Origin of the sequence: Streptomyces sp. NPDC093984 (assembly GCF_044764595.1) — a bacterium.
Taxonomy (GTDB): Bacteria; Actinomycetota; Actinomycetes; order Streptomycetales; family Streptomycetaceae; genus Streptomyces; species Streptomyces cynarae.
Genome location: NZ_JBIWIM010000001.1, coordinates 1,156,801 through 1,178,846, shown reverse-complemented (window position 1 = coordinate 1,178,846; position 22,046 = coordinate 1,156,801). Strand labels below are relative to the sequence as shown.

The following is a 22,046-nucleotide window of genomic DNA, read 5'->3' as shown; positions in this document are numbered from 1 at the left end:
ACTGGCCCGCGTCCCCGGCGCCCGACCACGCCCGGGGGCAACGGGGGGCGTACGAGCGCAACGGCGTTTCAAGGGGGATGGCTGTGGTGCGGAGCTTGGGGCAGAGGCCAGTGACCGGCAGCGAAGAGGATCCGAGAGTGGCGGAACTGCGCACCGCCGTGTCCCGGCTGCGCCGTGAACTCGCCGCACATCCGGCGGAGTTCCCCGACCGGGCGATAGCCGAGGACGAACTGGCCGCCCTCGCCGCGATGGCCGCGGGTGGCGTTCCCGAGATTCCCCGCCTGCGCCGCTCCCTGCTGCTGATCGCGGGAGCGATCGGCTCGGTCAGCGCCCTGACCAGGGGCTTGACGGAGGTCTGCAAGGCGGTCGAACTGTTCGGGGAGCCGCCGCGCGGCAGGCGGGAATTCGACGGCAGGGCCTAGGGAGTGGCCTCAGGGCCGGGTCCGCCGAGGGCTGTCGGTGATGCCGGTCGCCTCAGGCCGGGCCGCCCGAGGCCGCCAGGGTCCGGGACAGTTCCGCCGCCACCTGCTGGAGCACCGGCACGATCCGTTCCGTCGCGGCCTCGGTGACGCGCCCCGCCGGGCCCGAGATGGAGATCGCGGCGGCCGTGGGGGAGTCGGGCACGGACACCGCGAGGCACCGGACCCCTATCTCCTGCTCGTTGTCGTCGACCGCGTACCCGAGCCGGCGCACCTCCTGAAGTGCGGCGAGGAAAGCGTCCGGCGTGGTGATCGTCTTCTCGGTCGCGGCCGGCATGCCCGTACGGGCGAGCAGGGCGCGCACCTCGTCGTCCGGCGTGCTCGCCAGCAGAGCCTTGCCCACGCCGGTGGAGTGCGGCAGCACCCTCCGGCCCACCTCGGTGAACATCCGCATCGAGTGCTTGGAGGGCACCTGCGCCACGTACACGATCTCGTCCCCGTCGAGCAGCGCCATGTTCGCCGTCTCGCCGGTCTCCTCCACCAGGCGCGCCAGATGCGGCCGGGCCCAGGTGCCCAGCAGCCGGGACGCCGACTCGCCGAGCCGGATCAGCCGGGGGCCGAGCGCATAGCGGCGGTTGGGCTGCTGGCGTACGTACCCGCAGGCCACCAGGGTGCGCATCAGGCGGTGGATGGTGGGCAGTGGCAGACCGCTGCTCGCGGACAGCTCGCTCAGGCCGACCTCGCCGCCCGCGTCCGCCATCCGCTCCAGCAGGTCGAAGGCGCGCTCGAGGGACTGGACACCACCGCTCGCGGCGGACTTGGCGGGGGCGTCGCTGGCGCTGGACGTCGACGGCGGCACGGCGCGTTCCTTTCGACTGTGTTCTGCGTTTCGGAATTCTAATTCCGCTACACGGAAACGTCCAGGGTCCGTCGGAGCCGGTGCATCGAGGGTGCCAGGAGGAATTGTGCCCTTGACGGCACGGGGGCGGGAGGGAAGACTCCTTCAACAGAAAGTTGAATTCCGTTACGCGGATGTAAATCCCGTCATCCGGAAGTCGACCGGAAGCGGGACGGCGGCAGAAAGGGGCCCGGGTGTCCGACGCTGAACTGGTGCTGCGCTCCACGCGCGTGATCACCCCCGAAGGCACGCGCGCCGCGTCGGTCGCGGTCGCCGGGGGCACGATCACGGCCGTCCTGCCGTACGACGCCGCCGTACCGGCCGGGGCCCGCCTGGAGGACCTGGGCGACGACGTCCTCCTGCCCGGCCTCGTCGACACGCACGTGCACGTCAACGACCCGGGCCGCACCGAGTGGGAGGGATTCTGGACCGCCACCCGCGCGGCGGCGGCGGGCGGCATCACCACGTTGATCGACATGCCGCTCAACTCGGTGCCCCCGACCACGACGGTCGCCCACCTCCGCACCAAGCAGGAGGTCGCGGCCGGCAAGGCCCACATCGACGTCGGCTTCTGGGGCGGCGCGCTGCCCGACAACGTCAAGGACCTCAGGCCGCTGCACGACGCGGGCGTCTTCGGCTTCAAGGCGTTCCTGTCACCGTCGGGCGTGGACGAGTTCCCGCACCTCGACCAGGAGCAACTGGCCCGCTCCCTGGCCGAGATCGCCGGGTTCGACGGGCTGCTGATCGTCCACGCGGAGGACCCGCGCCACCTCGCCGCCGCCCCGCAGCAGGGCGGTCCCCGGTACGCGGACTTCCTCGCCTCCCGGCCCCGGCACGCGGAGGACACGGCCATTGCGCACCTCATCGAGCAGGCCAAACGGTTCAACGCGCGCGTGCACGTGCTGCACCTCTCCTCCAGCGACGCGCTGCCGCTGATCGCCGCCGCCAAGGCGGAGGGCGTACGGATCACGGTGGAGACCTGCCCGCACTACCTCACCCTGACCGCCGAGGAAGTGCCCGACGGGGCCAGCGAGTTCAAGTGCTGCCCGCCCATCCGCGAGGCCGCCAACCAGGATCTGCTGTGGCAGGCGCTGGCCGACGGCACGATCGACTGCGTCGTCACCGACCACTCCCCGTCGACCGCCGACCTGAAGACCGACGACTTCGCCACCGCCTGGGGCGGCATCTCGGGCCTGCAACTGAGCCTGGCCGCGGTGTGGACCGAGGCGCGCAGGCGGGGGCACGGCCTGCAGGACGTGGTCCGCTGGATGTCCGAGCGCACGGCCCGGCTCGTGGGGCTCCAGGGCCGCAAGGGCGCCATCGCGGCGGGCTACGACGCGGACTTCGCCGTGCTCGCGCCCGAGGAGACCTTCACCGTGGACCCGGCGGCCCTCCAGCACCGCAACCGGGTCACCGCGTACGCGGGCAGGACCCTGCACGGTGTCGTCAGGTCCACCTGGCTGCGCGGCGAACGCATCGTGGCGAACGGCGAGTTCACCGGACCGAAGGGACGCCTGCTCGGCAGGACCGACTGAACCGCCCGCATCGGCTCCCGCGCCCGCAGCGGGCGACACCGAAAGGAAGAACTGATCACCGTGACGGCGATTCCGAGTTTCACGGGCGACGCCAGCCCCTACCGGGGCGGCGACCCCTACGCGGACTACCGCACCGCCGACTTCCCCTTCACCCGGTACGCCGACCTCGCCGACCGCCGGCTCGGGGCCGGGGTCGTCGCCGCGAACGACGAGTTCTTCGCCGAGCGCGAGAACCTTCTGGTGCCCGGGCGCGCCGAGTTCGACCCCGAGCACTTCGGGCACAAGGGCAAGGTCATGGACGGCTGGGAGACGCGCCGCCGCCGGGGCGCCTCGGCCGGGCACCCGTGGCCCGCACAGGACGACCACGACTGGGCGCTGGTACGCCTCGGCGCACCCGGCGTCGTACGGGGCATCGTGGTCGACACGGCCCACTTCCGGGGCAACTACCCGCAGGCGGTCTCCGTCGAGGGCACGTCGGTCGCCGGCTCCCCGTCACCGGAGGAACTGCTCGGGGACGACGTGAAGTGGACGACGCTGGTGCCGCGCACCCCGGTCGGCGGCCACGCGGCCAACGGCTTCGAGGTGGAGGTGGAGCAGCGCTTCACCCACCTGAGGCTCAACCAGCACCCCGACGGGGGCATCGCACGCCTGCGCGTCCACGGCGAGGTGGTGCCGGACCCGGCGTGGCTGGAGGTGCTCGGCACCTTCGACGTCGTGGCCCTGGAGAACGGGGGCCGGGTGGAGGACGCCTCCGACCTCTTCTACTCGCCCGCCACCAACACCATCCAGCCGGGCCGCTCCCGGAAGATGGACGACGGCTGGGAGACGCGGCGCCGTCGCGACCGGGGTCACGACTGGATCCGCTACCGGCTGGCGGCGCAGGCGCAGATCCGGGCGATCGAGATCGACACGGCCTACCTGAAGGGCAACGCGGCGGGCTGGGCGTCGGTCTCGGTCAAGGACGGTGAGGACGGCGACTGGCGCGAGATCCTCCCGCGCACCGGCCTCCAGCCCGACACCAACCACCGCTTCGCCCTCCCGGCCCCGGCGATCGGCACGCACGCGCGCGTGGACATCTACCCGGACGGCGGCATCTCCCGCCTGCGCCTGCACGGCTCCCTGACACAGGACGGGGCGAACCGGCTGGCCGCGCGCCACCAGGAGCTGGGCGGCTGACACACGCCGCGCGCGCGTGAGGTGCATCGGTCCGACGGGGGCCGGCGGGGCGCCTGGGGCGCGGCCGGGCCGACGGCACCGGTGGCGCGCCCGCCTCTCACGCCGCGCGCACCTGTACGACCCCGGCGGCGCCTCACGCCGCGCGCACCTGTACGACCCCGGCCGGAGGGTCGGCAGGCCGGCGGCGAAGGGGGACCGTCCTCGGGCGGCCGGAACTCTTCGCCCCGTCCGTCGCGTTCTCCCCGCGTGACTCTTCAGCAAGAAATCGTCGGCAACGCCATGCAGATGGCGGTCGTCAACCTGCACCCGGGCCAGACCGTGTACTGCGAGGCGGGCAAGTTCCTCTTCAAGACCACGAACGTCACCATGGAGACCCGCCTGTCCGGCCCGTCGAACGACGGAGGCCGGCCCCAGGGCGGAGCCGGTGGCGGCGGTATGGGTGGCCTCCTGCGCCAGGCCATGGGCACCGCCATGCAAGTAGGCCAGCGCGCGCTCGCGGGCGAGTCGCTGGCGTTCCAGTACTTCACCGCGCAGGGCGGCGAGGGCACCGTCGGCTTCGCGGGCGTGCTGCCCGGCGAGATGCGGGCGCTGGAGCTCGACGGCACACGCGCGTGGTTCGCGGAGAAGGACGCATTCGTGGCCGCCGAGTCGACCGTCGACTTCGGCATCGCCTTCGCCGGCGGCCGCACCGGCATGAGCGGCGGCGAGGGCTTCATCCTGGAGAAGTTCACCGGACACGGCACCGTGATCATCGCCGGCGCGGGCAACTTCATCGACCTCAACCCCGCCGACTTCGGCGGCCGCATCGAGGTGGACACCGGGTGCGTCGTGGCCTTCGAGGAGGGCATCCAGTACGGCGTCCAGCGCGTCGGCGGCCTCAACCGCCAGGGGATCATGAACATGGTCTTCGGCGGCGAGGGCCTGTCCCTGGCCACCCTGGAGGGCAACGGCCGCGTCATCCTGCAGTCCCTGACCATCGAGAGCCTCGCCAACGCGTTGAAGAAGGCGCAGGGAGGCGACAAGCAGGGGCCGACCGGCGGACTGTTCTCGACCCACGCGGGGTGAGCCCGGCCACCCAGCTCCCGGCGGGCGGCTGACCGCCGCGTCCACGACCGCCCGCCGCCCCGGGTGACCCGGGGCGGCACGCGGCAGGTTAACTCGCCGAAAACAGATGGCACTTGACGTGAAAATCTCGCTGATTGTCATTGACATGCCATGGTCTACGCGCGTCATCATGCCGCCATGAGAACCCCCACACGCGCCACCCGGATCGGCGCCGCAGCCGCGCTCCTGTCCGCCCTCCTCATGGGCGGCACCGTCTCCGCCACCACGGCGGACGCCGCCGCCACCTCGGTCGGCAGCATCTGCTACAGCGACCTGCCGTCCCAGGCCTACGACACCCTCGACCTGATCGACCAGGGCGGCCCCTTCCCGTACTCGCAGGACGGCACCGTCTTCTCCAACCGCGAAGGCGTACTCCCCGGCCAGTCCTACGGCTACTACCACGAGTACACCGTCATCACCCCCGGCTCCTCCACGCGTGGCGCCCGCCGTATCGTCACTGGCGAGGAGTACCAGGAGGACTACTACACCTCGGACCACTACGCGACGTTCGACCTGATCGACTTCGGCTGCTGACCGAGCGGACACACCGAGCCGGGGGTCCGGTCCGCACTCGGCCGGACCCCGGCTCTCCGGCGCGGCCGACTAGAGGGCCGCCAGGACGAGCGGGGTCGTAGGGCGCACGGCGCCCGGGGGTCAGGCCTCCGGGAGGATCGCCCGGTGACGGCGTGAGCGCCGCACGGTCATCGCGGCATCGCGTCGGACCGGGGAGGCGCGATGGTCGAAGCCGCCTCGGCGAACTCGCGGATGAGTGGGGAACTCCGGGTGGCCATCCACGCCAGGCACACGTGATTCGGCCCGATGTCCTCGACCGGTACGGGAACGACGTCGGGGCGCGTGTAAAAGTTGGCCGTGGACAGCGGGATCACACAGACTCCGGCTCCGGAGGCCACGAGCTCCAGCTTCTCCTCGACCTGATGGATCCGGGGCACCTCGGGCCGGTCCCGCTCGCGCATCTCGAGGGCCACGTCGCGCCACTCCGGCACGGCGTCCGGGTCCTGCAGCAGGTGATCGGCGGCCAGGTCCGCGATGGCCACCGACTGCTTGCCGGCCAGGGGGTGGTCCAGGGGCAGGACGACGACCCGGGGCTCCTGGAACAACGGCACCACCTGGAGACCTTGTTGGTCGATGGGCAGACGGACGATGCTCACGTCCGCCCGGCCGTCGTGCAGCACTTCCACCTGGTCGACCCAGCTCGTGCGCAGCAGCCGCACGTTGAGCCCCGGGCGGCGCGAGGTCAGGGCGCGCACCGCGGACGTCACGGTGATGCCGGGCATGAAGCCGATCGTGAAGGTGGGCGTGCCCTTGGCCGCGGAGGTGACCCGCCGGAGCAGTGCCTCGGACGCGGCGAGGAGCGGGGGTGCGTCCTCCCGCAACTGCTCGCCCGCCGGGGTGAGCATGGTGCCGCGGCGGTCACGGACGAACAGCTCTGCCCGCAGTTCTTCCTCGAGGGCGCGGATCTGCCGGGACAGAACGGGCTGGGCGATGTGCAGGCGTTCGGCGGCGCGGCCGAAGTGGAGTTCCTCGGCCACCGCCACGAAGTACCTGAGCTTTCGCAGGTCGACGTCCACAGGTCCGCACCGCCCGTCTCCGTTTCAGATGAATCTACCTCCGACCGTGCCGGCCGCGCCGCCGAGAGGAGGGCACGCCGACCCGGCCCTGAGGGGCGACCGCGGGTTGTCAGCCGCGGGCAAGGACCGCCAGCGGGTCGGTGTGGCCGGGCGTCCACCCCAGCTCCGTGCGAGCGCGGGAGGGGGTGAGCTGCTGGTCGAGGGCGAAGGCGTCCGCGACGGGGCCCATCTGCTCCCGCGCCTGCTCCAGGGAGATCGACTCCGTCTTCCCGTCGATGCCGGCCGACCTGCTGATGGCCAGCGCCACGTCCTTGGCCGTGGGATTCACTCCGCCCACGCCGACGTAGACGGAACCGGCCTTCGCCTTCAGGGCGGCGACGTAGAGCTCCGCGATGTCGTCGACGTGGACCAGCGCCCAGTGGTTGGCGCCGTCGCCGATGTAGGGGACGGCGCCCGCCTGCTTGCCGGGTGCGGTGAAGAACATGTCGATCAGCCGGTTCTCTCCGCCGTAGAGCAGCCCGGGCTGGACGACCACGGGCCGTCCGCCGCGCGCCGCCCGCTGGAGGACGGCCTCCTCCACGGGGCGCCGCCAGGCGACCAGGGCGGGCGGGTTCCAGGGCGCGGTTTCGTCGGCCACCCCGTCGGTGTCGCCGTAGACCCAGGTACCGCCCGTGTGCACGTACGTCCCCGTGCCGATGCCGTCCTGCATGGCGTCGGCTGCGGCCAGATCGGCCTCGCCGCTGTCCGCCTGGGCCAGGTGCACGACGGCCTCGGCCCGGGCCGCGGCGGCGTTGAGCACTTCGAGGTCGTCCAGCCCGCCGATCACCGGGACGGCACCCAGTGCGCGGACCGTGTCCGCGGAGCGTTCGCTGCGGGCCAGTGCCTCGACGGCGTGTCCGTGCCGGATCAGCGCGGTGATCGTCGCCTTGCCTATGTAACCGGAACCACCGGTGAGGAAAACCTTCATCGCCTTGCCTTTCGCTCGTCCAGAACGTCGCATTCAGCGTGCGTCGGACCCGCGGAAGGCGTCCAAGACCTGTTCGGTCGGCTGTGATGCCCTGCGGGTATCAGTGCAGTCAGAGCCCGCAGGGCTACACCCTGAACCGGGCTGCGGTCGACGCAGTGAGGCGTGTCGGGCCGACGCCCGGCCTCTTCGCCCGCCGTCAACCGCTGGTTGAGGGTGCACACTGCCGGACCCGGACCCGGACCCGGACCCGGACCCGGATCCGGACCCGGACACGGCACCCGGGCCCGGCACCCGGCGCGCCACCGCCCGTGGACGGGACCTGATCCGGCCGCCGGTCAGTGGCGGGCGCCCGGGATCTCCCCGAGATTCACCGGGCGGCGCTCCCTGCGGGAGAGTTCGCAGGCCTCCGCGATGCGCAGGGCCTGCAGTGCCTCGCCGCCGTCGCAGGGGTTGGCGCGCTCGCCGCGCACCACCTCGACGAACGCCGCGACCTCGGCCTCGTACGCGGGCGCGAACCGCTCAAGGAACCCCGTCCACGGCTTGTCCGCGGCCGGCGGACCGGCGGGCTCCGTGGACGTGATCGGCGTACGGTCGTCCAGGCCCACGGCGATCGTGTCCAGCTCGCCCGCCAGCTCCATGCGCACGTCGTAACCGGCGCCGTTCGTACGTGTCGCCGTGGCCGTGGCGAGTATGCCGTCCGCCAGTGTGAGCACGACCGCCGCCGTGTCGACGTCGTCCGCCTCCCGGTACATCGCCCCGCCCGCGTCGGACCCGGTCGCGTACACCTCGGTCACCTCCCGGCCGGTCACCCAGCGCAGGATGTCGAAGTCGTGGATGAGGCAGTCCCGGAAGATGCCGCCGGAGACCGGCAGATACGCGGCCGGCGGCGGTGCCTGGTCGGCCGTCAGCGCGCGGACCGTGTGCAGCCGCCCGAGCCGACCCGAGCGCACGGCCTCCCGCGCCGCCGCGTAGCCCGCGTCGAACCGCCGCTGGAAGCCCATCTGCAGCACCGTCCCGGCGGCGTCGACCTCGGCGAGCGCGGCCAGCGTGCCCGCCAGGTCCACCGCGATCGGCTTCTCGCAGAACACGGGGAGCCCGGAGCGCGCCGCCCGGCCGATCAGTTCGGCGTGCGCCGCGGTCGCCGCGGTGATGACCACCGCGTCCACGCCCCAGGTGAAGATCTCGTCCACGCCGGGCGCCGCCGTCGCACCCAGCCGGTCCGCGAGCTGACGGGCCCGCGCGGTGTCGACGTCCGTGACGATGAGCGAGCCCACCTCATGGTGACGGCTGAGGGAAGCCGCGTGGTATGTCCCTATACGCCCCGCTCCGATCAGTCCGATGCGCATGGGTCCAACGTGGGGGTGTACCCCCCACTATGTCAATGCTTTGTCCGGACAACCGGACTACACAACTTCCCGTCAACAAGCACCGGAGCTACGCTCGCCCCGTGCCGAAACCAGATGTGCACCCCACCGTCCCGCTCCAGCTCAGCGTCGACCGGAGCAGTCCGGTGCCGCTCTACTTCCAGCTGGCTCAGCAGCTGGAGGCCGCGATCGAGCACGGCGAGCTGACGCCGGGCAGCCTGCTGGGGAACGAGATCGAACTGGCCGGGCGGCTCGGCCTGTCCCGCCCCACGGTCCGGCAGGCCATCCAGTCCCTGGTCGACAAGGGACTGCTCGTGCGCCGCCGCGGCGTCGGCACCCAGGTCGTGCACAGCCAGGTCAAGCGCGGCCTGGAGCTGAGCAGCCTCTACGACGACCTGGAGGCGGCCGGGCAGCGCCCCGCTACCCGGGTCCTCGTCAACACCTTCGCGCCCGCCTCCGCCGAGGTCGCCGCGGCGCTCGGCGTCCCCGAGGGCATGGAGGTGCACCAGGTCGAACGGCTGCGTCTCGCGCACGGCGAGCCGATGGCGTATCTGTGCAACTACCTGCCGACCGGCCTGCTCGACCTCGACAGCGACCAGCTGGAGGCCACCGGCCTCTACCGGCTGATGCGCGCCGCCGGCATCACCCTGCACAGCGCCCGGCAGTCCATCGGGGCCCGCGTCGCCGGCCGGGGCGAGGGCGAACGACTCGGCGAGCCCGAGGGCGCCCCGCTGCTCACCATGCAACGCACCACGTTCGACGACACGGGCCGCGCCGTGGAGTTCGGCACCCACACCTACCGCGCCTCGCGCTACTCGTTCGAATTCCAGCTGCTCGTACGCTCCTGAGCCCCCGGGGGCGCCCGTTGGATCCTGCTGCGCACCCGTGCCGGCAACTGGGTCTTCGCGGTCGGCGGCGACAAGGAGGCGGCCCGCGCGGTCGGCGTCCCGGTCGCGAGGACGAAGACCGGCCTGTACACGGGCGTGGCGCTCGGCGCCTGGATCTCCGGGCAGCACCTGCTGTTCTCGTACGACGTCGTGCAGTCCGGGGAGGGCGTCGGCAACGAGCTGCTCTACATCATCGCCGCCGTCATCGGCGGCTGCCTGGTCACCGGCGGCCACGGGTCCGCGGCCGGCTCGACGGTCGGCGCGTTCATCTTCGGCATGACGGGACGCGGGCCTTGGTGTTGTGTTCATCACCCACAACACCCACCACGCGCACCTGGTGGGCGACCGGTTCGTCCTCCTCAAGCGCGGCACGATGACCGCCGACCACGTCCGTGAGGAGATCACCCTGGAGGAGCTGACACGCCAGATGGCGCGCGGTGATGAGCTGGACGATCTGCGCCACGAGTTGGAACGCGCCCCCTGGGGGTCGCCCCTGCCGAACGGGGTCCAGGCCCCCCAGCGCGGCGGAGGGGCCCACAGTGCAGGCCAACGCGCGCGTGCGGCAGAATCGGGCCGGTGAGCACCTACCGCGACTTCACCCACCGCGGCTCCGCCCGGGCCACCGTCCTGCGGACCGTCGGCACGCGCGAGCGCCGTTCCCATCTGTCGGCGCCGCGCGTCCCCACGGTCGGCATCGACATCGGCGGCACGAAGGTGATGGCCGGCGTCGTCGACGCCGACGGCAACATCCTGGAGAAGCTCCGCACCGAGACGCCCGACAAGTCCAAGAGCCCCAAGGTCGTCGAGGACACCATCGTCGAGCTCGTCCTGGACCTCTCCGACCGGCACGACGTGCACGCCGTCGGCATCGGCGCGGCCGGCTGGGTGGACGCGGACCGCAACCGCGTCCTGTTCGCCCCGCACCTGTCCTGGCGCAACGAACCCCTGCGCGACCGTCTCGCCGAGCGGCTCGCCGTCCCCGTCCTGGTCGACAACGACGCCAACGCCGCCGCCTGGGCCGAGTGGCGCTTCGGCGCCGGCCGCGGCGAGGACCACCTCGTCATGATCACTCTCGGCACCGGCATCGGCGGCGCCATCCTGGAGGACGGCCAGGTCAAGCGCGGCAAGTACGGGGTCGCGGGCGAGTTCGGCCATATGCAGGTCGTGCCCGGCGGCCACCGTTGCCCGTGCGGCAACCGCGGCTGCTGGGAGCAGTACAGCTCCGGCAACGCGCTGGTCCGCGAGGCCCGGGAGCTGGCCGCCGCCGACTCCCCGGTGGCGTACGGGATCATCGAGCACGTCAAGGGCAACATCTCCGACATCACCGGCCCGATGATCACCGAATTGGCCCGCGAGGGCGACGCCATGTGCGTCGAGCTGCTCCAGGACATCGGCCAGTGGCTCGGCGTCGGCATCGCCAACCTGGCGGCCGCCCTGGACCCGTCCTGCTTCGTGATCGGCGGCGGCGTCAGCGCGGCCGACGACCTGCTGATCGGCCCGGCCCGAGACGCTTTCAAGCGCCACCTCACCGGCCGCGGCTACCGCCCCGAGGCGCGTATCGCCCGCGCCCAGCTCGGCCCCGAGGCCGGCATGGTGGGCGCCGCGGACCTCGCCCGGCTCGTGGCCCGCCGCTTCCGGCGCGCCAACCGGCGCCGGGTGGAGCGGTACGAGCGCTACGAGCGGTACGCGGAGTCCCGCCGCACCACCAAGGGACTGCTGTGACGGCCGCCGCCTCATTGCCGCGCCAGTCCTCGCTCCCGGGTGAGCCGCCGCGCCCGCCGGAGGACCGTCGGCGTACGATCCGCCGCCGGGCGCTGACCCTGCTGATCATCGTGCTGCTCATCGGCGTGCCCGCCGGGTACCTGATCATCTCCGCCAACCAGTCCCGCAACAGCGGCAAGGACAAGGAGGCGAAGTACGCGGCGACCGGCCTCGTCCCCGGCTGGCCCTCGCGGGTGCAGCGCCGCCTCTACCAGGTGTGGATCCCGCGGGACGCGACGAAGGTCGCGTCGTACGAGACGAACAACTGGAAGTCCAGCCGGTTGTACGTGCAGTTCACCACCAGCGACGACGGACTGAACCGGTTCCTGTGGACCCTCAAGGCCACCCGGTCGTCGCTGAAGGCGAACGACATCGCCATCGGCACGCGCGACCAGCACGTCGCCAGCTGGTCCTTCACGGGGCAGGGGCCCTGGTACGGCCTGACCCGCGCGCAGAAGAACCCCGCCCCCACGCTGGACGTCGTCGTGAACACGTCCCAGCCCCAGCACGCGACGGTGTACGTGGTGTCGCGGACGGTCCCCTGACGGGTGAGTCCCGGACCGGTGAGCCCGGGACCGGTGAATCCCGGACCGGTGAGCCCCGGACCGATGGCTCCCTGACCGCCCGCCCCCCGCGGGGCCCGGCCGGCGGCCGGAGCCGATTGTCAGACCCCGCCCGTAGAGTCGAAGACGACTGACACGAATGAGCGGCGGGAGGTGACCGGACGTATGGCGGAGCAGGTGGCCGAGGCGGCCGCGCCCGGGCGGGCGCCCGCATGGGAGAGCCTGGCCGCGGTCTTCCTGCCGGCGCCGCTGCCCCGCCGGGGCCGGGTGGCCTTCTGGGACCCGTCCGGCGGCCCGCTGCCGCCGAACGGCACCGAGGACCTGACGGTCGTCCGGCCGCACGGATCCGGAGCACGCAGAAGCACCGTGCCCGCCGTGACCCTGCCCCTCGCCGAGGCCCTGCCGGTGCTCGCGCGAGCCCGCCGCGCCCCCGCCGCCCACCCCGCGACCGCCTGCTGGGGCGCGGCCGCCCTGCACGCCCTGCGCCTCGTCGCGCGCGGCCGGCTGCTGCCCGGGCTCACCGCGGACGGATACGACGCGTGGCGGGCCGGACCCCTGGAGCCGGACGACATCACCCACCTCAGGGCCATCGCCGCCGCCCTGCCGTACGAAGGCCATGCCGTTCCGCTCCCCGGCAAGGGCCCCCTGCTGCTGCCCGAGCCGGAGGCCCTCGTCCGGTCCTTCCTGGACGCGGTCGCGGACACCCTGCCGCGGACCCCGGCCGCCGCCCACACCGCGGGCAGGCCGTTCGCCGCCCAGGAGCCGCAGCCGCTGCCCGAGGCGCACGAGTGGGCCGCCGAGGTCGCCGCGGGCATGGACGCGGGCGTGCGGATCTCGCTGCGCCTGGACCTGTCGGCGTACGACCTGTTCGACGGCGGCGAGGGAGCGGGCCGCGCCGGGGCGGCGATCGTGCAGGTGCACAGCCTCGCCGACCCGACGCTGGTCGTGGACGCCGCCGCACTGTGGGCCGGTGAGGCGGACGCGGCCTTCGGCCCCCGCGCGCGCGTGGACGCGGCCCTCGCGGTCCGCCGAGCGGCCCGGGTCTGGCCCCCGCTGGACCGGCTCGCCGAACAGGAGGTGCCGGACGTCCTGGCGCTGTCCGAGGACGAGTTGAGCGACCTGCTGGGCGTCGCCGCCACCCGGCTGGGCGCGGCCGGCGTCGCGGTGCACTGGCCCCGGGACCTGGCACAGGACCTGACCGCGACGGCGGTCGTACGGCCGGCGCCCGGCTCGGCGACCGACGGCACCGGCTTCATGGAGAGCGAGGAACTGCTGCGGTTCCGCTGGCAGTTGGCGCTCGGCGGCGATCCGCTCAGCGAGGCCGAGATGGACGCCCTCGCGGAGGCCCACCGCCCGGTCGTCCGGCTGCGCGACCGGTGGGTGCTGGTCGACCCGGCGCTCGTCCGCAAGGCCCGCAAGCGGGAGTTGGGCCTGCTCGACCCGGTGGACGCGCTCGCCGTCGCCCTCACCGGGACCGCGGAAGTCGACGGCGAGACGGTTCAGGCGGTGCCGGTCGGCGCGCTGGCCGCACTCCGGGACCGGCTGACGGCCGGCATCGGCCCGGTCGATCCGCCCCCGGGCCTCGCCGCCCGGCTCCGGGACTACCAACTGCGCGGCCTGGCCTGGCTGGACCTCATGACCTCCCTCGGTCTCGGCGGCTGCCTCGCCGACGACATGGGGCTCGGCAAGACGGTCACCCTCATCGCCCTGCATCTGCGCCGGGCGCGCCGCGAGCCCACCCTGGTGGTCTGCCCCGCGTCCCTGCTCGGCAACTGGCAGCGGGAGATCACCCGGTTCGCGCCCGGAGTCCCGGTCCGCCGCTTCCACGGCCCGGAGCGCACCCTGGACGACGTGGACGGCGGATTCGTGCTGACCACCTACGGCACGATGCGGACGGCGGCCCCCCGGCTGGCCGAACAGACCTGGGGCCTGGTCGTCGCCGACGAGGCACAGCACGTCAAGAACCCCTACTCCGCGACGGCGAAGGCACTGCGGACCATCCCGTCCCCGGCCCGCGTCGCCCTCACCGGCACCCCCGTGGAGAACAACCTCTCCGAACTGTGGGCCCTGCTGGACTGGACGACCCCCGGTCTGCTCGGCCCCCTGAAGTCCTTCCGCGCCCGGCACGCGCGGGCGGTGGAGACCGGTGAGGACCCTCAGGCGGTGGAGCGGCTGGCCCGCCTGGTCCGCCCCTTCCTGCTGCGGCGCAAGAAGTCCGACCCGGGCATCGTTCCCGAGCTCCCGCCGAAGACCGAGACGGACCACCCGGTCCCGCTCACCCGCGAGCAGGCCGCGCTCTACGAGGCGGTCGTACGGGAGTCGATGCTGGCGATCGAGACCGCGGAGGGCATCGCACGGCGGGGCCTTGTCCTCAAGCTCCTGAGCGCCCTCAAGCAGATCTGCGACCACCCGGCCCTCTATCTGAAGGAGGACGCCGGGACCGCCGGAGGCCTCACCGCGCGGTCCGGGAAACTCGCCCTGCTGGACGAGCTGGTGGACACCCTGCTGTCCGAGGACGGCTCGGCGCTGGTCTTCACGCAGTACGTGGGCATGGCCCGCCTGATCACCAGGCACCTGGCCTCCCGCGCGGTGCCCGTCGACCTGCTGCACGGAGGCACGCCGGTGCCCGACCGCGAGCGGATGGTGGACCGCTTCCAGAGCGGCGCGACCCCGGTCCTGGTGCTCTCCCTCAAGGCGGCGGGCACCGGCCTGAACCTCACCCGCGCGGGCCATGTCATCCACTTCGACCGCTGGTGGAACCCGGCGGTGGAGGAACAGGCCACGGACCGCGCCTACCGCATCGGCCAGACCCAGCCGGTCCAGGTCCACCGTCTGATCACGGAGGGCACGGTCGAGGACCGCATCGCGGAGATGCTTCAGGCCAAGCGCGCGCTGGCGGACGCCATCCTGGGCTCGGGCGAGTCGGCCCTCACAGAACTGACGGACCGCGAGCTGGCGGACCTGGTGTCGCTGAGGAGGACGGCATGAACGGGGCGGGGGAGGAACGCCCCTGGGCGGACGGGAAGCCGAGCGGCGACCACGCGACGCGCCCTGCCGAGGCGACGCGCCCCGCCGATGCGGCCCGCCGTGCACTGCGAGCGGCTCGGGAGCGCGAGCGGCCCGACAGTGCGGCGGAAGGCGTGGAGCCTCCCGCTGGGGTCGAGCGTTCTGCTGGGGTCGAGCCTTCTGACGGGGTCGAGCGTTCTGCCGGGGTCGAGCGTTCTGCTGGGGCCCAGCCCCCTGCTGGGGTGGAGCCTTACGCCGAGGTCAAGCCTTCCGCCGGGGCCCAGCCTCCCTCGGGGGCCGAGCCTTCCGCCGGGCGAGCGGGCGTCGCCCTCCCCGAGCCGGAGGCGAAGCCGGCGACCCCCCGGCCGGGCGATGCGGCGCGCGCGGCACTGCGGCGGGCGAACGCGGAGCGCCGGAGCACCCCGCGGGCGGACGAGCCGGGGGAGGAGCCGAAGGAGGGAGAGACGGCGGAAGCGCCGGGGACCACAGCGCTGCCGGCCACCGCGCCCCCGGCCGCTGTGCGGGAGACCGCGCCCGCCACGCGGCCCGGTGACATCGCACGGGAGGCGTTGCGGACGGCACGGAGGGAAGCGGAACGGGAACGCACGGAGAGCCGCGCCACGGCGGTCGAGGTACCGCGCCGGTCCGGCAGCCCGGGGCCGGCCCGCTCCCAGGAGGGCGCCGCCGAACCGTCCGGCACCGAGGAGACCCCCGCCCTCCGGGAAGCCGTCGCCGTACCGAGGACGACGGGTGCTCGGGGCCGCCGCAGCACTCGACCTGCGGCGGGCGGCCGCCCGGCCCGGGACGTACGGGCGCTTCTCGCCGGTGCCTTCGAACTGCCGGCGTCGGCGGCACCACGGAGCGGGAGCGCGTCCGCCGCGCGCGAGGAGCCCGGCGAGCGGCGCGCGACACCCTCGCCCTCCCCGCACGAGACACCGGGCCCGCCCACACGGCCGCGGCAGGGTACATCCGCACCGTCCGCCAGGCCCCGCGGTACGCCGTCCGCCGCGCCCCCGGCCACCCCCCGCTACCCGCGGTCCATGGCCGCCCCCGGCCGTGACGGCGAGCTGCGGCGCACCTTCGCGGCGCTTCCCGCCCGTCCGGTGCGCGACCGCGACCGGTTCGCCGAGACGTGGTGGGGCAACGCCTGGGTGTCCGCGCTGGAGGAAGGGGCCCTCGACGCGGCACGCCTGGCGCGGGGGAGAGCGTACGCGGGGCGGGGGAACGTGGACGCCATCACCGTCACCCCGGGGCTTGTGCTGGCGTACGTGCAAGGCAGCCGGCCCCGGCCGTACCGCGTGCAGGTGCGGCTCAGGACGTTCTCCGACGAGGAGTGGGACCTCTTCCTGGACGCCGCCGCCGAGCGGCCCGCGCACATCGCCGCGCTGCTGGACAAGCAGATGCCGCAGTCCCTCGCCGAGTGCGGGGTCCGTTTGCTCCCCGGCGCCGGCGACCTCGACCCCCACTGCAGCTGCCCCGACTTCGGCCACCCCTGCAAGCACGCGGCCGCCGTCTGCTACCAGACCGCTCACCTGCTCGACCGCGACCCCTTCGTCCTGCTCCTGCTGCGCGGCCGTGGCGAGCGCGACCTGCTCGACGCCCTGTCGCGGCGCAACGCGGCCCGCGCGGCCCGGGCCGACCGGGACCGCAAGCCCGCCCCCGCCCCCGGGATACGTGCCAGGGACGCCCTGGCCCGCCGCACCCGGCCGCCGCTCCCCGCACCCCTGCCCCCGCCCGCCCACCCCGAGCAGCCGCCGGTCTACCCGGACGCCCCGGGCGGCCCCGACTCCTTCGCGCTGGACCAGCTCGCCACGGACGCCGCCGCCCGCGCGCACGCCCTGCTGACCACCGGGCACGACCCGGTCGCGGAACTGACCCTGTGGCAGGACGCGGTACGGCTCGCCGCCGCCCGCCCCGGCTCGGGCCTCACCGCCGGAAGCCGGGCGCTGTACGCGTCGCTGGCCGCCGCCACCGGGCGGACACCGGCCGACCTGGCGCGGGCGGTCGCCGCCTGGCGGCAGGGCGGAAGGGAAGCCCTCGCCGTACTGGAGGAGCCCTGGGACCCTCCGGCCGGCCGCTTCGACCGCGCCCGCCCCCTGCTCCTGGCCGCGGACCTGCCCGCCTTCCGCCCGTGGCGCAACCGCCTCACCCACCCCGAGGGCCATGTCCAGCTCCGTCTCGGCCAGGACGGCCTCTGGTACGCGTACGAGTCGGAACCGGGCCGCGACGACTGGTGGCCCCGGGGCACCCCCGACCCGGACCCGGTCGGCGCCCTGACCGGACTCGGGGCGCTGGGACAGGGCTGACTGACCCCCGCCGAGGGCGGCACTTCCTACGCCACCGTCCGCACCGTCACCGGCCAGGCAGCCCACACCCGCGAACACCTCGATGCCGCGCCGCTGGAGCTGAACGGCTGCCCACGCAAAACGCTCGGCTGGGAAGCCCCAGCCGAGCGCCTGCACAAACTGCTCGCGGCCTGATCAACACGACCACGTGTTGCAACGAGCCCTGGAAACCGCCGTTCGGTCCGGGGCCTCGGCGCTGCACCCGGGCGATGGCGGGTACGGCTTGGAGGGATTGGGCGTGGTGCTACGGCGTCTGTGTCTTCCAGATGCCTCGGCCGTGGGTGGCCACGTACACCTGGCTGCCGTCCGGGCTCGGCGAGAGGTAGACCGCCGGCGAGGTGGGCAGGTTCGTGCCCAGGCGCGCCCAGTGGCCCGCCGAGGTGCTGGTGAACACGCCCAGGTCGGTGGCGACCACGAGGGTGCCGTTCTTGGTGACGAGCGCCGCGTTGGCCGGGGCGTCCGGGAAGGAGTCCGAGGCCGAGGCGTCGCCGCTGATGTCCGTCCAGGTCGTGCCGCCGTCGGTGGTCTTCCAGACGTGGCCGTAGCCGGCGCCGGGGCCCTCGTTCCAGTGCCGCGAGAAGCCGTTGATCACCGCGTAGACCGTCTTGCCGGAGACGTCGGACGGGTCGATGGCCAGGCCGGAGATGTAACGGTTCGGGAAGGCGGCGGGCAGGTTCACCTGGTGCCAGGTGCCGCCGTAGTTCGTGGCGATGCCGCGCCCGAAGGTCCCGTCGACCGCAGAGCAGGGGCCGCACCAGGCCGCCCACGTCACGTGGTTGCGGCTGGCGACGGCCGAGGCGGAGTGTCCCGCGCCCAGGTCGTACAGCTTGGTCCAGTCGGCGCCGGAGGTGCTGTTCCAGGTCCTGGTGTTGCCCCAGACGTACTGGCCGCCCGCGACCCACAGGCCGTTCGGGTCGGTCTCGTCCGCGCTGAACGGGGCGATGAAGCGGGCCCCCGGGTCGCCGGGCGCGATGTCGGTGATCACGTCCTCGGAGCCGTCGTCGCTCGCGGTGTAGCCGCAGTTGCTCGTGATCTGCAGCGCGAGGTCGACGTATTCGCCGACGGTCTGGCAGCCGTTGGCGGGGTTGACCAGCTGGTCGCCGCCGTCACCGCCGAACGGGGAGACCATCTGGCCGTCCGGGTTGAGCTGCTGCCCCTGGTAGGTGGCGCCCTTGGGCGCGAGCAGCGAGACGCCGTTGTCCTGGAGGCCGCCCCAGACGGCCTCGCCGCTGCCGTCGGTCATCTTGCCGGCGCGTACCGAGTAGTACTGGAGGTTGCGCAGGGTGCCCGATTCGTTGAGGTTGCGCCAGCCGGTGGTGGTCTGTGCGGTGGGGCGGGCGTAGGCGCCCCCGTCGTTGCCGACGAACACCTCCGGTGTGCTGCCCTTCCACTGCGAGAAGGCGAGGGCGTGCTGGTCGGAGTGCATCACGTCGCCGTCACAGGTGTTTTCGGCCGGGTCGTACGAGAAGCAGGACATGCCGAAGTTCCAGTAGCGGCCGATCGCCTTCCAGGTGGCGCCGCCGTCCCGGGACTCGAACATCTCCTCAAGGCCCAGGTAGACGTGGTTCGGGTCGCTCGGGTCGACCGCGATCACCTGGTCGTACCAGGCCTGGGAGCCGGGCTGGTAGCCGGTGCCGATCTCGTTGACCTTCATCGCGGAGCCGCTTGCCGACAGCGACGAGGAGGTCGCGATCTGCTTGAACGAGCCGTTGGCGTTGCCGCTCTGGCTGACGTACGCGCCCGCGAGGACCGAGTACACGCCGGAGCCGGATGACTTGTTGAGGAGTTTGGGGGACTCCATCGAGACGTACAGCCTGCTGCCGTCGGCCGCGTAGGCGAAGGCGGCGTTGCCGATCTCGGCGGGGTTGATCGCACCGGTCGGGTTGGCGCGCTTCCAGGTGGTGCCCGCGTCGGCGGAGTAGTAGAAGCCGTTGTAGTCGGCGCCGCTGCGCCAGGCCACGTTGGCCAGCAGCTTTTTGCCGTCGCTGCCGGGCTGTACCGCGATGTCGTTGGCGATGTCCGCGTAGTGGCTGTCCACTCCGCAGCCCACGCCGCTGATGCCGACGCCCGCGCACGGGGCGAGGACCTTCGTCCAGGCGGTGGATTGCCCGGCCGACAGCGGGCGCCGGAAGACGCCGTGCGAGGAGGCCGCGAAGACGTAACCTGCGGCCTTGTCGAACGTGACGGTGTGGATGGAGGCCGAGTCCAGCTCAGTACCGCCCACCTTCTCGCTCTCGCTGAAGGTGCCGGTGACCGGGTCCGCGAGGCGGTAGACGCCGCTGCCGAGGTAGTTGTCGGAGGCGGTGGTGGCCTCGCCGGTGGCCAGCCACAGCGAGCCGTCGGGCGCGACCGCGAGGGCGCCCACGGACAGGGCGGGCAGCCGGTCGGCGATCGGCGTCCAGGTCCTGCCGTCGTCGGTGGAGCGGAACACGCCGCCGCCGGCGGCGCCCGCGTAGACCACGCCCTGGTGCGTCGGATCGGTGGCCAGGGCGGCGATGCGGCCCGCCGAGTGGCCCGCACCGCCACCGGAGTTGGAGGCCGACCGGTCGCGGTAGTGCAGCGCGTCCTCGTCGTACGGGGAGGTGGTGACCTCGGTCCAACTGCCGGACCTCACCGGCATGTTCTTGATGTGCGCCCAGGCGTCGGCGTACGCGCCCGGCGCGATCTGGCCGCTGGGGGAGAGCCTCGGCTCGTTGAACGCGTCGAGGGACTCCATCAGTTCATGGGACTCCTCGCCCGCCCCGTCATGGCGGCTGGAATCCGTGTCGCTCGCCCCGTACGCGGCGACGGGTCCCGTCCCCGCTATCAGGAGTGCGGCGACGACGGCGAGTGCCGCTCTGCCGCCGCGCTCCGCCCCGCGGCGCGGTCTGCGCCGTGCGGAATACACACGCATGGACTGTCTCCGGCTTCTTCGGCGTAAGTCGCGGCCGCCCCTACGGCCGCACTTGGTCTCCTACTGCCGAGCGCCGGAACCGTACTCCCGTGTGCTCTGTCAACCACAGGGGTTTACAGTGACTTTATAGCCTGACAAACGTAATGATTCCCAAAAATAGGCCCGTTCGCCATCTCGCCTGTCAAAGTGACGGCAGACCTCATTACTTGCAGCGCAGCCGGCCGGTTCTCCGTTACTGCCGGCCACCCGTCCGGCCACAGACCCGGTCGCGACCAAAGCGCGGCACCGCCAGCGGCCTCCGACCCGAGCACGTGACAAAGCGCGCGATGTGAGAGCGTGCAGGGCGTGAGTGAGACACGACGAACACCCTGCAATACCGCTTCGACGGGCCGGAAGACGCCCCGGTCCTGATCCTGGGTCCCTCACTGGGTACCACATGGCACAGGTCGTAACGACCGTCCATCGGCGTCCAATCCCTCCATCTTGGGCACGAAACCGCAGGTCATGGCCTTCACGTCCAGGAGAGTCCGCCCAGTTGGTGACAGCTGTGTGACAGCGGGTGGTACGGCGGAGCCCCGTCGGGAACCATCCCGACGGGGCTTTTGCGGAGGGTCATGATCCGCCTCACGAGGCTGGTTCGGAATTCTCCTGCACCGGCTCGGCTTCGCCACGGCAGGCCCAGGGAGAGCAGCCGTCGACCACCCCGTTCTTCGGCTCCTCCACAGCGGTTCGGGTCCAGAGCTGCTGGCGGGCGGCCGATTCGGCGGCAGTGACGTGACCGATCGGGGCCTGGGCGAGCGGTTCCCGGGAGCGGTGCAGCAACGCCTGCCCGAGCAGCCGACCCGCCGCACGAAGGCACTCCCCGGTGCGAAATACTCTTCCGATGAGTTCACGCACTTCCCCGATCAGCCAGCCGATCACGATACGGAGGGCCGTCGCGCGGGATGCCAAACGGCTCACGCGGCTCGTGCGTGGCTCAGGCGCCTACGAGGGCGAGTACGCAGCCGCAGTCGCGGGCTACCGGGTCGGTCCTGATTACATCGAGGCCCACCGCGCCTTTGTGGCCGTCGGCGCCGACGAGCACGGAGGCCGGGTCCTCGGGTTCTACTCGCTCGTCCTCGCTCCACCGGAGCTCGACCTGCTGTTCGTCGCCGACGACGTGCAAGGACGGGGTATTGGACGACTGCTCGTCGCGCACATGCAGTCCGAGGCCCGTGCTGCCGGGATCGACCGTGTCAAGGTCGTGTCGCACCTTCCCGCCGAGGACTTCTACCACCGCGTCGGTGCGGTGCGGACCGGGACCGCGTTCGCGAACCCGCCCGCCGTGCCGTGGGACCGTCCCGAATTCGAGTTTCGCATTCCTTCGGGATGACGCGGTGTGCCGGTTGGCGGGGCCCCGGCTCCGCCTGCACGTGGGCCGGCTTGCAGGAGCCGCTGGACGCCGCGCGCTCCGTGTGTGCGGTCGCCTCTGCCTCGGCGTGGTGATCGCCTGCGCCAGCGGCCTGCCCCCCGGCGAATTCCTCACCTCCGGCACTCCCA

17 protein-coding genes and 3 pseudogenes are annotated in these 22,046 nt (G+C 72.8%); 14 read left to right on the top strand and 6 right to left on the bottom strand.

Annotation, left to right across the window (positions count from 1 at the left end; translation table 11 throughout):
• The first annotated feature begins 77 nt into the window (after positions 1–77).
• A complete protein-coding gene (locus tag ACIRC0_RS05285) occupies positions 78–422 on the top strand; it encodes a DUF5955 family protein (protein ID WP_403611429.1) in 345 nt (114 codons plus the stop codon).
• A gap of 52 nt (positions 423–474) precedes the next feature.
• On the opposite strand, the gene ACIRC0_RS05280 is transcribed toward ACIRC0_RS05285, so the two are convergent.
• Positions 475–1,278, bottom strand: coding sequence for an IclR family transcriptional regulator (locus ACIRC0_RS05280; RefSeq protein WP_403611426.1), 804 nt, complete (start codon positions 1,276–1,278; stop codon positions 475–477).
• 233 nt (positions 1,279–1,511) lie between these two features.
• Between ACIRC0_RS05280 and allB the strand changes: the two genes are divergently transcribed.
• From allB to ACIRC0_RS05260, 4 genes are all read left to right on the top strand, one after another.
• A complete protein-coding gene (gene allB, locus ACIRC0_RS05275; protein ID WP_403611424.1) occupies positions 1,512–2,852 on the top strand; it encodes an allantoinase AllB in 1,341 nt (446 codons plus the stop codon).
• 60 nt (positions 2,853–2,912) lie between these two features.
• Positions 2,913–4,028, top strand: a complete 1,116-nt coding sequence (gene alc / locus ACIRC0_RS05270) for an allantoicase (RefSeq protein ID WP_403611421.1) — start codon at positions 2,913–2,915, stop codon at positions 4,026–4,028.
• 246 nt (positions 4,029–4,274) lie between these two features.
• On the top strand, positions 4,275–5,093 hold the full coding sequence (locus tag ACIRC0_RS05265; protein ID WP_366028785.1) for an AIM24 family protein: 819 nt from the start codon (positions 4,275–4,277) through the stop codon (positions 5,091–5,093).
• Between the two features lie 177 nt (positions 5,094–5,270).
• On the top strand, positions 5,271–5,666 hold the full coding sequence (locus tag ACIRC0_RS05260; RefSeq protein ID WP_403611418.1) for a ribonuclease domain-containing protein: 396 nt from the start codon (positions 5,271–5,273) through the stop codon (positions 5,664–5,666).
• A gap of 167 nt (positions 5,667–5,833) precedes the next feature.
• Here the strand turns inward: ACIRC0_RS05260 and ACIRC0_RS05255 are convergent, their stop codons facing one another.
• The 3 genes from ACIRC0_RS05255 to ACIRC0_RS05245 form a co-directional block, all read right to left on the bottom strand.
• A complete protein-coding gene (locus tag ACIRC0_RS05255) occupies positions 5,834–6,721 on the bottom strand; it encodes a LysR family transcriptional regulator (protein WP_403611415.1) in 888 nt (295 codons plus the stop codon).
• Positions 6,722–6,830: 109 nt separating this feature from the next.
• Entirely contained in the window at positions 6,831–7,688 is an 858-nt protein-coding gene (locus ACIRC0_RS05250) for an NAD-dependent epimerase/dehydratase family protein (protein WP_403611412.1), read from the bottom strand.
• A 335-nt stretch (positions 7,689–8,023) separates the two neighbouring features.
• Positions 8,024–9,034 carry a Gfo/Idh/MocA family oxidoreductase gene (locus ACIRC0_RS05245; protein ID WP_403611409.1) on the bottom strand — a complete coding sequence of 337 codons (1,011 nt, stop codon included), beginning with the start codon at positions 9,032–9,034 and terminating at the stop codon, positions 8,024–8,026.
• 116 nt (positions 9,035–9,150) lie between these two features.
• On the opposite strand from ACIRC0_RS05245, the gene ACIRC0_RS05240 reads away from it, so the two are divergent.
• From ACIRC0_RS05240 to ACIRC0_RS05210, 7 genes and pseudogenes are all read left to right on the top strand, one after another.
• Positions 9,151–9,900: a GntR family transcriptional regulator gene (locus tag ACIRC0_RS05240; protein ID WP_403612728.1), complete on the top strand. Its 750-nt coding sequence runs from the start codon at positions 9,151–9,153 to the stop codon at positions 9,898–9,900.
• A 12-nt stretch (positions 9,901–9,912) separates the two neighbouring features.
• Positions 9,913–10,230, top strand: a pseudogene (locus ACIRC0_RS05235) (ABC transporter permease); the annotation flags it as partial.
• Positions 10,220–10,519, top strand: a pseudogene (locus ACIRC0_RS05230) (sugar ABC transporter ATP-binding protein); the annotation flags it as partial. The pseudogenes ACIRC0_RS05235 and ACIRC0_RS05230, both read left to right, overlap by 11 nt.
• Entirely contained in the window at positions 10,516–11,661 is a 1,146-nt protein-coding gene (locus tag ACIRC0_RS05225; protein ID WP_263232823.1) for an ROK family glucokinase, read from the top strand. The pseudogene ACIRC0_RS05230 and the gene ACIRC0_RS05225, both read left to right, overlap by 4 nt.
• Positions 11,658–12,245, top strand: a complete 588-nt coding sequence (locus tag ACIRC0_RS05220) for a sugar kinase (RefSeq protein WP_403611405.1) — start codon at positions 11,658–11,660, stop codon at positions 12,243–12,245. Before ACIRC0_RS05225 ends, ACIRC0_RS05220 begins: the two co-directional genes overlap by 4 nt.
• Positions 12,246–12,428: 183 nt before the next feature.
• Entirely contained in the window at positions 12,429–15,251 is a 2,823-nt protein-coding gene (locus tag ACIRC0_RS05215) for a DEAD/DEAH box helicase (RefSeq protein ID WP_403612725.1), read from the top strand.
• On the top strand, positions 15,248–17,575 hold the full coding sequence (locus tag ACIRC0_RS05210; RefSeq protein WP_403611402.1) for an SWIM zinc finger family protein: 2,328 nt from the start codon (positions 15,248–15,250) through the stop codon (positions 17,573–17,575). The genes ACIRC0_RS05215 and ACIRC0_RS05210 overlap by 4 nt, the downstream gene beginning before the upstream one ends.
• 283 nt (positions 17,576–17,858) lie before the next feature.
• Here the strand turns inward: ACIRC0_RS05210 and ACIRC0_RS05205 are convergent, their stop codons facing one another.
• A complete protein-coding gene (locus ACIRC0_RS05205; protein WP_403611399.1) occupies positions 17,859–20,507 on the bottom strand; it encodes a WD40/YVTN/BNR-like repeat-containing protein in 2,649 nt (882 codons plus the stop codon).
• Between the two features lie 336 nt (positions 20,508–20,843).
• On the opposite strand from ACIRC0_RS05205, the pseudogene ACIRC0_RS05200 reads away from it, so the two are divergent.
• A pseudogene (locus tag ACIRC0_RS05200) lies at positions 20,844–20,950 on the top strand (3-oxoadipate enol-lactone hydrolase); the annotation flags it as partial.
• A 181-nt stretch (positions 20,951–21,131) separates the two neighbouring features.
• Here the strand turns inward: ACIRC0_RS05200 and ACIRC0_RS05195 are convergent.
• Positions 21,132–21,428, bottom strand: coding sequence for a hypothetical protein (locus ACIRC0_RS05195; RefSeq protein WP_403612797.1), 297 nt, complete (start codon positions 21,426–21,428; stop codon positions 21,132–21,134).
• Here ACIRC0_RS05195 and ACIRC0_RS05190 point away from each other — a divergent pair.
• Positions 21,391–21,879, top strand: coding sequence for a GNAT family N-acetyltransferase (locus ACIRC0_RS05190; protein WP_403611397.1), 489 nt, complete (start codon positions 21,391–21,393; stop codon positions 21,877–21,879). The two genes, ACIRC0_RS05195 and ACIRC0_RS05190, sit on opposite strands and share 38 nt — an antisense overlap.
• Positions 21,880–22,046: the final 167 nt, after the last annotated feature.